Below are 15,318 nucleotides of genomic sequence, written 5' to 3'. Positions count from 1 at the left end.
AATTAAGTGATCCGCAGAAAAGTAGTATATACCAAAAAAAATAGCCGGGGCTAAAAAGCACCGGCAACAGGTAACAACCAAAACAGCATTGATTAATACTGAGTATTTTAATTATTTATGATATATTTTTTCGCTTTTATCATCTCCATAAAATAATTGTTAAAAAAAGCCCGGCGGGGAAATTCCCACCGGGGGCCATAATGTGGATTTTTAAAATACAAAACCTTTGCGCTTGAATATCCAGATATTGCGCCAGCCATCGCCTTGCTGTACCAGCGTCAATTCATTAGCGTTCAGCTTAACAATATTGTAGGTCACGTTGTTTCCCCAACTGATGTCAGCGCCGTTGATCTTGATCTTCTGCGCTAAAGTATCCAGTGTAAACGAACCTTTGGTAGTTACTCCTTTATGCGTGATGGAGTAGTTTGCATTTTTATTAAGATCGAATGTCATCTCATCATCTACTACACCCTGGGTTATCAGGCCCGCTTTTCCCACGGTCCACCATGCCGGTACGTCGGAATTACCAGGGCCATTGCCAAAACAATAACCACCGGGAACATCAACGGCCCATACCCAGGTTTTACCGTCAGCGCCATTGGTGAGCAGGTTGTACAGTTTGCTGGAAAAGAACTTCGGATCGTTTTTACTCACGGTAACTTTTACAGAATCAGTTTTAGGACCACCGGCGCCATAAGCAGAATATTTTACGAAGAAGTCGCCCGCAAAAGGAAGGATCACTACTGCCTTCGCTTCTTTCGTGGTACCAAAACCATAGTCCCAGAACGGGATTACATCTTTCGTTTTGCTTTCCAGCGTTACCTGGTTATCGTAATCCGGATTTTGCGTAACGGAAAAATCGAGTTGAATGCCGGCAGGATTTGCCGGGGTGATCCTGTCTTCGTAAGGACTGCACGCATAAAACAATGCAGTGATTAATCCCAGGAAATATATATGCAGACGTTTCATTTTTGTAGTTTTTAAAGTGGGCAATATCACCAACCGGTGTTTTGTTTGATCGTACCGTTTGATAAATTGATCTGTGTTTCAGGAATAGAGAATAAACCATTTGTTTCGGTGCGGAAGCTTACGTTGAAACCCGGCTGAGAAGAAGTATTATCTATTGCCTGTTTGGCTACCGCCATACCCTGCCTCAGCAGATCCCAGTAGCGGTGCCCTTCCAGCGCCAGTTCCAGCTTGCGCTCCTGCATGATCTGTGTTTTATTGCTGAGGGTAATGCGATGGGTTTGATCGCCAAATGCACGGTCGCGCACGCGGTCGATATAACCCTGTGCCTTGCCTGCATTCGCTGTGAGATTTAATTCTGCACCCATCAGCAACACATCTGCAAAACGGATTACCATATAGTTGTCGAAATTATCCCACTGGAAACTACCACCGAGGTCATCTGCATTTTTATCTTTCAGCGGTGTATATTTTTTTATAAAGAAGCCGGTGTATTGCGCCTGATCATCCAGCTTATAGGTATCTGCATATCCTTCCCCGGCAATAGAAATAATGGAAGCCGTTTGCCTGCTGTCGCCGGGAGCATAGGAATGAAAGAGGGTTTCATTTACAGTAGCGGCGCCCCATCCTTTGTAGTATGGCTCCAGCACCTGTGAGCGGATACCGATCATCACCTGCATGCGGTTACCATTCTGCTGGTTCTGGTCGCCCATACCGAGATAGGTATACTGAATGGTGAACACGCCTTCTGCATTATTCTGGCCCGCGTAGGCAGTAGTGCTTTCAGCGGAAGCACGGAACAGGTTCCGGTATTTTGGAACAAGACTGTATCCGCTGTTGTTGATCACATCGTCAATGGCGGCAATTGCATCTGCCTGTGAAAATACTCCGGCAATATCAGGTTTGCTGTAGTAGCCGGTGTAGTACAGGAATACACGGCCCAGCAAAGCTTCCGCAGCCCATTTGGTAGCCCTGCCATATTCGCCGGAAGGAATGCTGGTAAAAGGCGTAGCCGGAATATTAGCTGCAGCCAGTTTCAGGTCATTGGCAATGAGCATGTATACGCTGTCCGGATTGGCCTGTGGAATGCTGTAGTTACCGGGTTCCAGCGGCGCGGTGATCAATGGCACATGACCAAACATACGCACCAGGTCAAAATAAAAGTACGCCCGCAGAAAGTGAGCCTCACCGATGTAACGGTTTTTAGTGGCGTCATCTCCCTTAAAATCTACTGCTTCAATTTTCTGGATCAGTTTATTGGCGCGGTAAATACCGGTGTAGTATTTCTTCCAGGCATTGCTGTTGAGGTCATTCATCTTAATGCTCTTATCCCACTGGTTCCAGCCGTTGTCGGAAGCGCCACCGCCGCCAAAGCAATCGTCGGATGCAATTTCCGAGGTTAATGCAATGTTGCCGTAACCGTCCCAGTTTAATACGCTGTACGCGGAAACCAGTCCCTGGTAAGCATCTCCCGGAGTTTTATAAAAGTCTTCCTCTGTAATCGTATTGATGGGCAATGTTTCCAGGAAACTTTTGGAACAGGAACTCATTAACCCCGTTATGATGATAGCTGCTATTATTTTCTTCATGATTGACGGAGTTTAAAATTTAACATTAAGACCGAATAAAACAGTTCTTGGCTGTGGGAAATAACCGAGGTCGGTGCCAGATGACCAGCTGTCGATACCATAGCCCACTTCAGGATCCAACCCACGGTAATGGGTAAACGTAAATACATTCAGTCCGGATACATACAACCGGAGCTGCTGAACAGGCAAACGTTTCAGTAATGTTTTCTTAAGGTCATATCCAAAGTTGATGCTCTTTACACGGAGGAACGCGCCATTGTGTACATACAGGTCAGAGAAGCGGGTGTAGTTCTGATTGGCTTCATTGCCCAGCGTTACACGGGGCGTGCTGTTGGAAGTACCTTCACCATGCCAGCGGTCGAAAATAGCCGTGGTATAGTTGTTATAAAAACGGTCGTATGCTCTTGTTCCATCCACAATGTCGTTACCGCCTACGCCGCTCAGCAATACACTCAGGTCAAATCCTCTCCAGCCTGCAGATAAGGAGATACCATATGTTTGCGAAGGATTAGGATTACCTACTTTTGTTTTATCATCGCCATTGATTACCCCGTCGCCGTTCAGATCTACAAAGCGGGCATCGCCGGGTTGTGCGCCTGGCTGTATTTTCTGGCCGCTTTTGCTGGTGTAGGCATCAATTTCTGCCTGGTTCTGGAAGATACCGGCTGTTTTTAAACCATAGAAATAACCAATAGGCATTCCATTCTGTGCGCGGAAGTATTCATCCATGTTGGAAGAGAGTACGCCGTTATAAGAAGGATGCAATACGCCTTCCTGGTTAGGAATATCTATCACAGTATTTTTATTGAAGGCAATGTTACCACCGATACCAATAGTTACTTCTCCAAATTGGTGGTTGTAGTTAATGCCAAGCTCAATACCCTTGTTCTGGATATTACCACCGTTGATGGTGGGTGCGCCGGTACCCACCAGGTCGGGGATAGGAGCGGTTACCAGCCAGTCGCGGGTGTTTTTCTGATACCAGTCGAATGTAACGGTTACGTCTTTGAACAACGTCGCATCGAATCCGATGTCAATTTGTTCGGAAGCTTCCCAGTGCAAATCAGGATTGGGTATTTTGTCGGGAGAAGCGCCGATGGCTTTTTGTCCGTTGAAATAGTAATCGCGGTAAGTAGAGTTGATGGTAGCCAGGTACCTGAAGTCATCTATCCTGTCGCTACCGTTTTGTCCCCATCCGCCGCGGATCTTCAGGAAGTTGATCCAGCTGCTGTTTTTAAGGAACGATTCGTTGGTCACGATCCATCCTGCCGAGAAGGAGGGAAAGTAGCCATAGCGGTTGTTGGCGCCGAACTTGGTAGAACCATCCCGGCGGAGTGTGGCGGTGAGCAGGTATTTATCGTCGTAGCTGTAAAACACCCTGCCAAAGTAGGATTGCAGGGCATTCATGCTCCTGGTGCCGTATACTTTACGGGTAGAGTCATTTCTGCCGTTATCAATAATGGCATGATCAAAGTCGGGAATGATCAGGTCTGTTTTACTGCCGCTTACGTTATAGCCTTCATATTTTTTTGCGGTGGTACCCACCATTACATTCAGGTTATGTTTGCCGGCAGTGAGCTGGTAAGTGAGGGTGTTATCCCAGTTCCAGGTGAGGTTGCGGTACATACCCTGGCTGGCAAAAGAATGTTCGTTGCTGTTATTGGTTCCCAGGTTATATACGGGGATAAAAGCATTGTTGTAGTTATACGAGATATCAGCGCCAAAATCTGTACGGAGGGTCAATCCTTTGACCAGGATGGCTTCCGCATAGATGTTACCAATGATCCTGTCGGTAATGGTTTGATTATTTTGTGTGTAATCAATAGAGCCGATCGGGTTGGGTTCATCTGCGTAGGGCGATTTACCGTAGCTGCCATCCGCATTATACACCGGGTAGATGGGAGTAGCATTTAATAAACCACGGATAGAGTTATTGTAGATATTACCTGTACCGATACCACGCTGGCGTGTATGCGCAAACGTGAGGTTCTCACCGGTTTTGATCAGGTCTTTGTACAACTTGTGTTCTGAATTGATCCTGAAAGATGTCCTTTCAAAATTAGACCTGCCGGGAAGTCCCATTACGCCTTGTTGTCCCTGGAAAGAAAAGGACGAGGAGAAAACGGATTTTTCATTTCCGCCGGAAAGGCTCAGGCTATAATTTTGAATAGGTGCATTTTTATTGGTGGCTGCTTTCTGCCAGTCGGGTCCTGTACCCAGTTTAGCGATAGAATCGGGTGTATAGATGGGCACAGAACCGGAGTTGATAGACGCTTCATTCATGATGTTGGCATACTGCTGCGCATTCAGGAGATCCAGTTTGCGGGCAGGATTCTGTAATCCGTAGGAAGCATCGAAGCTGACATTCATTTTACCGGCTCGGCCTTTTTTGGTGGTGATCATCACGATACCATTTGCTGCGCGGGTTCCATAAATGGCAGTGGAGGCGGCATCTTTCAGCACATCTACACTGGCAATATCGTTTGGATTGAGGAAGGAGATGTCGTCTGCCGGAAATCCATCAATGATAAACAGCGGCCGGGAATCCCCGTTGGTGCCGATACCACGGATAGTGAATTTCAGCGCATCGCCGGGTTGACCGGAGTTGGACGTTACCTGCACGCCGGGCGCCTGTCCCTGTAAGGATTGCTCCACGCTGATGCTGTGGTTTTTTATCAGGTCGTCGTTGTTTAAATGTACGGTGGCGCCGGTCACAACTTTCTTCTTTTGTACGCCATAACCTACTACTACCAGTTCATCGAGCCCTGTGGAAGCGGATGTCAGGCTTATTGTCATCGGGCCGCCCGCTTTCGCGGGTACTTCCTGTTTGGTATAGCCTACCAGCGATACCACGAGTATTTCCCCGGGATCAGCCTGCAGGCTGAATGATCCGTCGACCGTTGTTACAGTGCCACGGGTAGTTCCTTTTACAACGATATTAACGCCGGGCAGCGGAGTGCCGCCACTGGCATCAATTACCTTGCCCGTAATAGTTTGCTTTACAGGTTGCGTATATGCTTTCCCGTTATTGGCAGCTGCATGCAGTGCCGGGGGCGCTGCAGCAGTCAGGCTGCACACAGCAAGCGCCTTTAAGACGGTTTGCCGCGGAAAATAATTGCTGATTGTGTACCAGATTTTCATGTTTAACGTGTTTTATTTAGGCAAAGGAGTATGAATAATGTTTGAATGTTTTCAGAAGAAGTGGTCCAGGTCAGATGGCCCGGACCGTTTTTGCTATTCCATTATATGTTATCATTTCACCTTTCTTATTGTTGATGTCCGGTCCTGCTGCGTTTTGCTTACCTACAAATGTTACCAGGAAATACCTTTGCTGCAGCATGCCGGGAAAACGACCTTCCCGTTGTCCTATCGTGAGTGTTTTGGCGGCTTCATTCCATTTGAAAGAAATGTTGCTGAAAGCGCCTTTCTCGTATTGGTAGTTATTATTTTCATCTTCATACAAAGTAAATTCCCCGTCCTTACCGGTATACACATACAGCTGTATAGTATCGGCCTTGCGCTCACTGGTGTATTGCAGTGCAGGACCTACCGGCAGGATAGCGCCTTCTCTCACATACAAAGGCATTCGCTGCAAAGGCGCTGCTGCGGTAATATGCTGACCACCTGTTTCATATTTTCCGGTATAGAAATCGTACCAGCCATTGCCTGCGGGCAGGTACAGTTCCCGGCTGCGGGCATGGTACTCCGTTACGGGGTTTACCAGCAGTGAAGGACCAAACATATACTGGTCGCGGATATTCAGCACCGCTGTATCCTGACCGTAATCCATCACCAGGCCACGCATCATCGTATAGTCGTGATGGTAAGTACTGCCTGCTACGGAGTAGATGTATGGCAGCAGGCGGTAACGCAGCTGGTCGTAGTATAACATCGACTGGTACGCTACGCTGCTGTCGGGCGCAATGTTGAACATCTCGCGGTATGGATATTGCCCGTGCGAACGGAACAGCGGGCAGAAAGCGCCATACTGAAACCAGCGTGTATTGAGTTCTCTCCATTCTTCCAGTGCAGGCCCCTGCGGATCAGGCTGATCGTATTTATCTTCCACAAAAAAACCTCCGATGTCTGTAGTCCAGTAAGGCAAGCCTGACAAACTGAAGTTCAGCCCGCCGGGGATCTGTCTTTTGAACTCTTCAAAGGTGGCGGCGATATCACCGCTCCAGGTGGCGGCAGCATAGCGCTGCAACCCTGCGTAAGCGGAGCGGGTGAGGATAAACACACGCTGATCCGGTTTGGTCGCCCGTTGACCTTCATAAATGCCCTGTGCATTTACGAGCGCATAAGTGTTGAAATATTGGGTAGCTGATCCCAGCGCCGTAGGATTCATGAGTGTTTTACGTTCTTCGATAGACGCATTGGATAAGATATCCGGCTCTGTGGCATCGAGCCACCAGGCGTCCACGCCCTTGCTGAGCAGGTTTTTCTGCAACAGGCTCCAGAACAGTTTACGCGCTTCCGGGTTAAAGGCATCGTAAAACGTAGATACGTAACCGTTACCTATCCAGTCGCGTTGCCTGTTTTTAATATTCTGTTTGTATAACCAGCCCTTGCTGTCGAATAGTTTATAGTTGGCGATGCCTTCATAAAACTTAGGCCATACGGAGATCATGAAGTTGGTATGGTATTGTTTGTGCAGGCGGCTGATCATGCCGGTGGGATCGGGAAAACGCGCAGGATCAAACTGCTGGCTGCCCCATTCGTCCTGTTTCCAGTAACTCCAGTCCAGTACAATATTGTCCAGCGGGATTTTTCTTTTGCGGAATTCAGCTACGGTATTTTCAATCTCGTCCTGTGTTTTGTAGCGTTCCCGGCTTTGCCAGAAGCCCAGTGCCCAGCGGGGTATCATAGTGGCTTTGCCGGTTACCTGCCGGTAGCCGCTGATCACTTCATCCATATGATCGCCATACATAAAGTAGTAGTCGATTTTTTCGCCTGCTTCTGAAGTCAGCTGCATTTTATCTGCTCCTTCAGCGGGTGTGGGAGGAAGGAATTTAAGGGAGATAAAGGATTGGGCGGTTTCCGGGATCCATTCCACTTTTACAGTAGTAGGCTGTCCTTTTTGAAGGAGATGCCTGAACACAGAAGCGCCGGGATTCCAGCTTTCCCTCCACCGGTCCAGTTTCAGCTGGCCATTGATCCATACTTTGGTGTAGCCGGAGGTAGTCATGAAGAATTTGTATTCACCGGTTTCATCTGCATTCACCGTGCCTTCCCAGGTTACTTTTCCTTTTATCATTGGAAAAGTGGCTGGCAGCGACGACAGGCGATCCAGGAATTCATAGTCGATTTTATCTTCCACCTTATTTACATACACCGTATTATTATAACGGTCGCCGTAGGTAGCACTGAATCCAGGTTTCCCGTCGGCAGACATTAAGTGTAATTCGGACATTTGTTTATAAGGGCGGTTGTCGCCAAAACGGGTAATGGAATAGTTATCCCATAAAATGCCATAGTTACGGTTGGATACTACAAACGGCACGGCCGCCACAGAGTTGTACTGTGTAAGATCCACGTCCTGGTTTTTGTAGTTCATTAAACCGGTCTGGTGTTGCCCGAGTCCATAGAAGGCTTCATTGGCAGGCGATTCAAATATTTGTTGGATCCGGTATAAAGATTTATTGTCAATGGTAACGGGGGTGAAGATCTTACCGCCGCCGGGTTGTTCCTGTAATATAATGTTGCCGGCTTTATCGCGGAATACTACTGCTCCTGTATTCAGTGCCACGGTGGCGGTGATGCTGGCTGTTTTTAACGTCACGGTTTCATTTTTCTCTTCCGAATCCCACTTGATGGCATTACCATGCGCGTCAACAGCCATGAGGCTGGGAGATCCGGTGAAATGATCATCGGGGGTGGCGGTTACGTGGATCACCTTATCGGAAACCACCTGCAACTTCACCTGCCTGGCACCGTTCCGGGCGGGATTTTTTAAATGAATCAACAGGCCATCAGACAGTTTTTCCACCTGACCGGCATAACACCAGGAAGTGAGGAACGTCATTAGTACGATCGGTATCGCCCTCTTTATCTGCATATTTGAACGGATTTTTTCGTTGGTTGAACGTGGTTGTTACAATTACGGGTGTGGTACCCGAGATGTATTTTCAAAACGTGTTACTTCAAAACGTGTTAAAACAAATGTAAAAGGAGCTTTGGAATCGGAGGGTAGGGGTATGTTTAAGATGTAGGGCGATTATGTTAACCGTTCGGTCCAATGAGGTGATGAAATGATTACGGTTAGGGCATTAAATGTTAACATGCGGCGGAGGAACGGGCTGGTTTTAAGTCCGTTATAATAAGAAGAGGCCGATGAGGGAACCTGTGATCACGCAATACAGCAGGATTTCAATCAGCAGATACAGGCGGTTGCTTCGTTTAAAGTTTTGCTTGAACATAATGAGGTTTAATAGTAGTCACACAAAATTATCCATTGCACCCCGTAGGCAGGGGGCGCATTTCGTTATTTAATGGGGCAGATTTGTTGTTTTACGGGATGATGTATAATTGAAGTAGGGGGATTATTTCTTCTTTCCGTAAACGGAAGGGAGTACATTGTACTCCATCTTAAAATACTTTGTAAAGTATTTTGGGTTGTTGAACCCAACTTCATAGGCGACTTCGGCTACGGTAAGCTGGCTTTTTTCAAGCAGCTGTGCCGCCCGCTTTAAACGGATGCTCCGGATAAATTCAATGGGCGACCGGCCGGTGAGGGCCAGGATCTTTTTATACACAGATACCCGGCTCATAAAAAGCGCCTTGCTCAGTTCTTCTACCGAGAAGTCGGGATTGGAGATATTCTTCTCTACAATTTGTAAAGCCTGCTGGATAAATTGTTCATCGGCAGATGAAATAGCTACTTCTCCGGGGTTGGCTTCTATATACTGCTGGAATGTTTTTCTGAGAGATGATTGCTGGGAGATAATGTTTTTAATCCGCGAAAGCAATACCTCGAAGTTAAAAGGCTTGGTGATGTAGTCGGATGCACCGGTTTCCAGCGCCTCCAGTTGCTGGGCCTCTTCAGCCCTGGCAGTGAGCAATACAATAGGTAAGTGGGCGGTGCGTTGCTGGGCGCGTACCTTTTTACACAATTCCAGCCCATCCATTTCCGGCATGGAAATATCGCTTACAATTAGGTGCGGGAGTGTTTGCTGCAGCACTTTCCAGGCTGCAAGCCCGTTTTCTGCTTCTATAATCTGGAAGTATTGGGTAAGGTTATCTTTCAGGTAAAAACGGAAATCCTCATTATCCTCTACCAGTAAGATCACCGGTTTTTTTGAGTTGCTGTTCACGGTGGCGGCCGGTGTAACGGCAGTGGTAGTACGAATAGTTTCCTGTACAACCCCGGGAACAGCAACGGTAGCTGTTTTAACCGGCAGGTACACCGTAAAGCAGCTGCCCATTTCCGGCGCACTGTCTACCGTAATGCTGCCGCCATGCATTTTCACAAACTCTTTTGTGATGGATAACCCGATCCCACTGCCCTGGTTGACCATCGAAGCCGGTACTTCATGTTGAAAGAACCTTTCAAAAATATACTCCTGCTTCTCCGGAGGAATACCAATACCATTATCTTTCACGGCAATTTCCAGTTGCGCGGTTGTTTCCTGGTAGCTAACGTGAACGGATATACTGCCTTCTTCAGGCGTAAATTTAAAGGCATTGGAGAGCAGGTTAAAGATGATCTTCTCAATTTTATCTGCATCGTACAACATCTTCAGCTCCTGTACATTGCTCTGGAAGTTAAGCTGGATATGCTTTTTATCTGACAGATCAGAAAATGACCCGGTAAGGTCTTTTACAAAACCGACGATATCGCCTTCTGCGGCGTGGAGTTTTATTTCCTGGACCTCCATTTTACGGAAGTCGAGCAACTGGTTTACCAGGTTGAGTAAGCGCCGGGCATTCCGCTGCATCAGCTCCAGCTGTACTTTTAAGCCGCTTTCGGATGTTTGCCGGATGATTTTTTCCAGCGGTGTGATGATCAGGCTGAGTGGTGTTCTGAACTCGTGGCTTACATTGGTGAAGAAACGGATTTTCAGGGCATCCAGTTCGTGCATGCGCGCGGCTTCCTGCGTTTGCTGCTCCATCCTGAACTTCAGCCGTTCCCTTTCCAGGATGATACGGCGGGCCAGCAGCAGGGCGCCCAGTATCAGCAACACATAGCCGAGAAAGGCGGGCCAGGTTTTCCAGAAAGGGGGAAGTACTTTTATTTTCAGGGTGATTCCTTTTTCATTCCATACGCCGTCGTTATTGGAGGCTTTTACCCGGAAAGTATATTCACCTGGATCGAGGTTGGTGAAGGTGGCTTTCCTTTGCAGGCCATCGGTATATAGCCAGTCTCTATTAAATCCTTCCAGCATATAGGCATACCTGTTCTTTTCCGGGTGGAAATAATTCAGGGAGGCAAATTCAATGGAGAACACATTTTCACCATGTTTCAGGGTGATGCTTTGTGTTTCAGGGATCGCGGCTTTCAGCAATACGCGCCCATTGATCTTTTCGCCGGGCAGTATGCTTTTATTAAAGATCTGCAGATCGGTGAGTACTACAGGCGGGATGTTATTGTTGAGGGCAATGGCGTTTGGATAAAACAGGTTAAAGCCGTTGCCACCACCGAATATCAGCTCCCCACGGCTGGTTTTCAGTGCAGCGTTTTCGTTGAAGTCTTTTCCCTGCAGCCCGTCAGATTCATCATAATTTTTAAAGGTAAAGGCATCAGCGCTGATGGTCATATTGGACAAGCCGTTGGGAGTGCTCATCCATAAGCTGTGATCGTTGGCTTCGAGGATGTTCAGAATGGAGTTGTCCGGCAGACCGTTTTCTTTGCGGAGGGCGCGGAAGTTATTATTTTTTGGATTGAAGAGGTCCAGTCCTTCCCGGGTGCCTATCCAGATGCGTTGCTGGCTGTCCTGGAAAATGCATACCACGTTATTATGACTCAGACTGCTGCTGTCGCCGGGGAGATTATTGTAATGTTTGAAGGCGCCGGTGGCCAGGTGTTGTACATCCAGTCCATCGGAAGTACCTATCCAGAGGTTCCCTTGCTGGTCTTCCAGCAGGGCGGAAATGTAGGTGGACTTCACCTGCGGGAAATGCTCAAACCGGCCGGTGGCAGGGTTCATCCGGTTAAGGCCGCCGCCGAGGGTGCCTATCCACAGTTGGTGGCGACTGTCTTCCAGTATTTCCCAGATGCTGTTATCGCTGATACTGGTGCTGTCTGCCGGGTTATGTTTGTAGTGGATAAAGCGGCTGCCATCGAACCGGTCCAGCCCTCCGAAGTAGGTGCCTACCCATAGCTGTTTGTTGTGATCTATACAAAGACTTACAATTACATTTCCCGCGATGCTGTTGTTATTGTTGGCATCGTGCCTGTATTGGGTAAAGGTGTTGCGGCTGCGGTCAAAGTAAATCAGTCCGCCGCCGTTGGTACCTATCCATAAATTCCCGGCTTCATCTTCCACAAACCTGTTTACATCGTTATAGGGCAAACTGTTACGGCTATACGCCTGGTATTGGTAGAGCGGGAATTTTACCATGTTTTCATGGTAATAGTTCAGTCCTTTTTTAAAGGTCCCGATCCATATAATGCCGGTATTATCTTTATAGAGGGTGGTGATACTGTTTTGGCTCAGGCTGCGGTTATCTTCATTGATATTCTCAATATAACGGACGCTTTGCGTTTTCTTATTAATGATGTTAATACCGCCATGATCGGTACCTATCCATACCAGCCCGTTGTTGTCCGGAACAATGCCCCGTACGATATTATTGTTCAGCGCGAGGCCGGGGGTACTCTGATCGATATGCCGGAACTGTTGGGTACGCACATCAAAAAAGTAAACGCCGTTGTCTTCGTTGGTGCTGAACAGCCACAGGTCGCCGTCGGCATCTGCCACCATAGACCAGCTGTTGCCGGGGATTGCCGGGCGCACGAGTGTATTGTTGCGGTAAACAATGCGATGGCTGCGGGCATCCATTTTTTCCAGTAAGCCATTGCTGTGCAACAGCCAGTAGTGACCGGCTTTGCCGGGTAGCAGTGCCGATACGCTGTTGGTGCCGATGCTGCCGCCGTCGCTGGTATGGGTAAACTGTTGCGCCCTGTTGCCGGCATCTACCAGGAACACGCCTGCTGTGGGATGCAGGAACCAGTATCCGCCGGAAGGATCATGCACAATATCCGTCACTACATTTCCGGAAAAGCCCCATTGGCTGAGAATTTTTTCGGGGCGCCGGTTAAAACGGGTGGTTACCGGGTCATAGATATTGATGCCGGAGCGGGTCCTGACCCAGAGTTGCTGCCCGGGACCGGCCATGATTTTATTGATGTTGTTATCAGCCACAGAGGTGGTGTCGCGCAGATCGTGCTGGTAAACGGTGAAGTGATACCCGTCGAACCGGTTCAATCCTGATACGGTACCAATCCACATAAAGCCCATACTATCCCTGAAAACGCAGTTGACCTGGTTGTTGGACAGCCCCTGGTTGATATCAATCCGGTTGAACTGATAGGGGAGTGTTTGCCCCTGCGTTACTGAAGTAACGAGGAATAACAAGATGAATATTAAGACCCGCTTCCGCATGTACACACACCTTACCTGGTTGAAAAATTGTTGGTCTGACAATTATTATAATTGCGCAGCAATATAGTATAAAACAGATATAAAAAAAGAAAGGTCGAAAGAATTCGACCTTTATTGCTAAAATTCCACGTTATGGCACTCAGGTCCATAAAAAGTTAATCAGCTAAAATCCGGCATAGCCGGTATATGATAAATGATATTTTGCGGTTTATGGGGTAGCCAGCCTCTTGCTATACAAAAGTAGGTGAAGCTAAAACGATTGTCAAGAAATTAGCAAACATTATTTAAAAAAAGGTAAAAAACATCCGGACCTCATATTTTTTTCTCAGGCTGGATAATTTCGTTCCCGGAGCGCTATAATCTTTGAAGATTATTGAGTACTTTTTTTGCCAATCTGAAAATCCATGAAACGTATTACTTTAAGTATGATGCTGTTGGGAGGAACCTGGTTAACCACCTTCGCGCAGCAACCGCCTGCAAAGCAGCTCACCGTTACGCTTGATTACTATTACAATAACGAGTTCAAAAAAGACAACGCCGGCAACCCGGTGAGGTGGCATTACATCTGGGGCGAAACGGATAACGGCGGCGTGTCGCTGTGGGGGCATATTTTCGACTCCCTCGGGGTGAAAAGGGATAGCCTGCTGCAGGCGCCCACGGCGGCCAACCTGAAAAACACCGGCATTTATGTGATCATTGATCCGGACACAGACAAGGAATCGCCCACGCCTAACTATATGAACGAAAAGGACGCCCGCGCCATTTATAACTGGGTAAAGGCTGGCGGAGTGCTGGTATTGCTGGAGAACGACTCTGCCAACGCGGAGTTTTCGCACTTTAACAGGCTGAGTGAAAAGTTCGGGATCCATTTTAACGGCGACAGCCGCAACCGGGTAAAGGGCAAAAACTGGGAGCAGGGTACTTTCCATATCCCGGCAGGGCATGAAATATTCCAGGCAGGAAGACAGGTGTATATCAAGGAGCTGTCTACCTTAACCCTGAAAGCCCCTGCAAGAGCGGTTTACAAGGATGGCGACTATGTGATTATGGCGGTGGCGGAAGTAGGAAAAGGAAAGGTGTTTGCCATTGGCGACCCCTGGTTTTATAACGAATATGTGGATGGAAAGAAGCTGCCGGCATCTTTCCAAAACTATGAAGCAGCAACAGACCTTACCCAATGGCTCATTAAAGCCGCCGGACGCTAGGTGTTCAGGAAGTTGATGTTTCTCCTGATACCGGCAAACTTGCTGCGTTTAAGAGGGGAGTGACGGAAGATGTCTTTAAAGGCTTCTTCTGTCAGCTCTTCCCAGTCGCGGGTAGAAAAGTTCAGGATCGCCGGCACGGGGGTAAAAGCCGCTTCCTGGTTGGCTTTGGAGAAGCGGTTCCACGGACAAACATCCTGGCAGGTGTCGCAGCCAAACATCCAGTTATCAAATTGTCCCTTCATTTTATCGGGAATCAGCTGTTCTTTCAGTTCTATGGTAAAATAGGAAATACATTTACTGCCATCCACTACGCCGGGCGCTACCAGTGCTTCTGTGGGGCAGGCATCCAGGCAGCGGGTACAGGAACCGCAGTAGTCGGCCATCGGGCCGTCGTATTCCAGTTCAATATCGGTAATCAGGGTGGCTATAAAGAAAAACGAGCCGGCCTGTTTGTGGATCAGGTTCCCGTTTTTACCGATCCAGCCTAATCCGCTGCGGGTGGCCCAGGCGCGCTCCAGCACGGGGGCGGAATCCACAAATCCCCGGCCCTGAACGGGGCCTATGCGTTCCTGCATACGCAGCAACATCGTTTTCAGCCGCGCCCGGATCACCTCATGATAATCCTGCCCGTAGGCGTATTTGGAGATACGCGGGGCGTCGGTACGCTGCTGCGCGGAAGGAAAATAGTTAAACAACAGGGTGATCACCGATTGCGCGCCGTCTACCAGCTTACGCGGATCGATCCTTTTGTCGAAATGATGCTCCATATACTGCATGTTGCCATGCATACCCTTATTCAGCCACGTTTCCAACCGGCGGGCATCGTCATCCAGCTGCACCGCTTTCGCAATGCCGCAATGGTCAAATCCTAACTCTTTTGCCAGCTCTTTTATGAATAAAGTGTGGGTCATCCGGGCAAAATTAGCATATTATTTATATCTTCGGTCCGCATAT

General features: G+C 48.1%; 7 protein-coding genes. 1 reads left to right on the top strand and 6 read right to left on the bottom strand.

What is annotated here, in order from left to right:
• Positions 1 to 210: 210 nt before the first annotated feature.
• From B5Z18_RS04355 to B5Z18_RS04335, 5 genes are all read right to left on the bottom strand, one after another.
• Entirely contained in the window at positions 211 to 969 is a 759-nt protein-coding gene (locus B5Z18_RS04355; protein WP_079468163.1) for a hypothetical protein, read from the bottom strand.
• Between the two features lie 26 nt (positions 970 to 995).
• On the bottom strand, positions 996 to 2,555 hold the full coding sequence (locus B5Z18_RS04350) for a RagB/SusD family nutrient uptake outer membrane protein (protein WP_079468162.1): 1,560 nt from the start codon (positions 2,553 to 2,555) through the stop codon (positions 996 to 998).
• A gap of 12 nt (positions 2,556 to 2,567) precedes the next feature.
• Positions 2,568 to 5,696: a SusC/RagA family TonB-linked outer membrane protein gene (locus B5Z18_RS04345; RefSeq protein WP_079468161.1), complete on the bottom strand. Its 3,129-nt coding sequence runs from the start codon at positions 5,694 to 5,696 to the stop codon at positions 2,568 to 2,570.
• 70 nt (positions 5,697 to 5,766) lie between these two features.
• Positions 5,767 to 8,613, bottom strand: coding sequence for a TIM-barrel domain-containing protein (locus B5Z18_RS04340; protein WP_079468160.1), 2,847 nt, complete (start codon positions 8,611 to 8,613; stop codon positions 5,767 to 5,769).
• A 484-nt stretch (positions 8,614 to 9,097) separates the two neighbouring features.
• On the bottom strand, positions 9,098 to 13,159 hold the full coding sequence (locus tag B5Z18_RS04335) for a hybrid sensor histidine kinase/response regulator transcription factor (protein WP_143313485.1): 4,062 nt from the start codon (positions 13,157 to 13,159) through the stop codon (positions 9,098 to 9,100).
• 404 nt (positions 13,160 to 13,563) lie between these two features.
• Here B5Z18_RS04335 and B5Z18_RS04330 point away from each other — a divergent pair, with 404 nt between their 5' ends.
• Entirely contained in the window at positions 13,564 to 14,364 is an 801-nt protein-coding gene (locus B5Z18_RS04330) for a DUF4350 domain-containing protein (RefSeq protein ID WP_079468159.1), read from the top strand.
• On the opposite strand, the gene queG is transcribed toward B5Z18_RS04330, so the two are convergent.
• The gene (gene queG / locus B5Z18_RS04325) at positions 14,361 to 15,275 is read right to left on the bottom strand and encodes a tRNA epoxyqueuosine(34) reductase QueG (protein WP_079468158.1); all 915 of its coding nucleotides are present in this window, start codon (positions 15,273 to 15,275) and stop codon (positions 14,361 to 14,363) included. The genes B5Z18_RS04330 and queG overlap by 4 nt on opposite strands.
• Positions 15,276 to 15,318: the final 43 nt, after the last annotated feature.

The organism is Chitinophaga ginsengisegetis (assembly GCF_900168065.1).
GTDB lineage: Bacteria > Bacteroidota > Bacteroidia > Chitinophagales > Chitinophagaceae > Chitinophaga > Chitinophaga ginsengisegetis.
This window is presented reverse-complemented; position numbering and strand designations above follow the sequence as displayed.

Coding starts and splice junctions, on each gene's coding strand:
- B5Z18_RS04335 (WP_143313485.1), bottom strand. CDS start 13,159: ATGCGGAAGCGGGTCTTAATATTCATCTTGTTATTCCTCGTTACTTCA.
- B5Z18_RS04345 (WP_079468161.1), bottom strand. CDS start 5,696: ATGAAAATCTGGTACACAATCAGCAATTATTTTCCGCGGCAAACCGTC.
- B5Z18_RS04330 (WP_079468159.1), top strand. CDS start 13,564: ATGAAACGTATTACTTTAAGTATGATGCTGTTGGGAGGAACCTGGTTA.
- B5Z18_RS04350 (WP_079468162.1), bottom strand. CDS start 2,555: ATGAAGAAAATAATAGCAGCTATCATCATAACGGGGTTAATGAGTTCC.
- B5Z18_RS04355 (WP_079468163.1), bottom strand. CDS start 969: ATGAAACGTCTGCATATATATTTCCTGGGATTAATCACTGCATTGTTT.
- B5Z18_RS04340 (WP_079468160.1), bottom strand. CDS start 8,613: ATGCAGATAAAGAGGGCGATACCGATCGTACTAATGACGTTCCTCACT.
- queG (WP_079468158.1), bottom strand. CDS start 15,275: ATGACCCACACTTTATTCATAAAAGAGCTGGCAAAAGAGTTAGGATTT.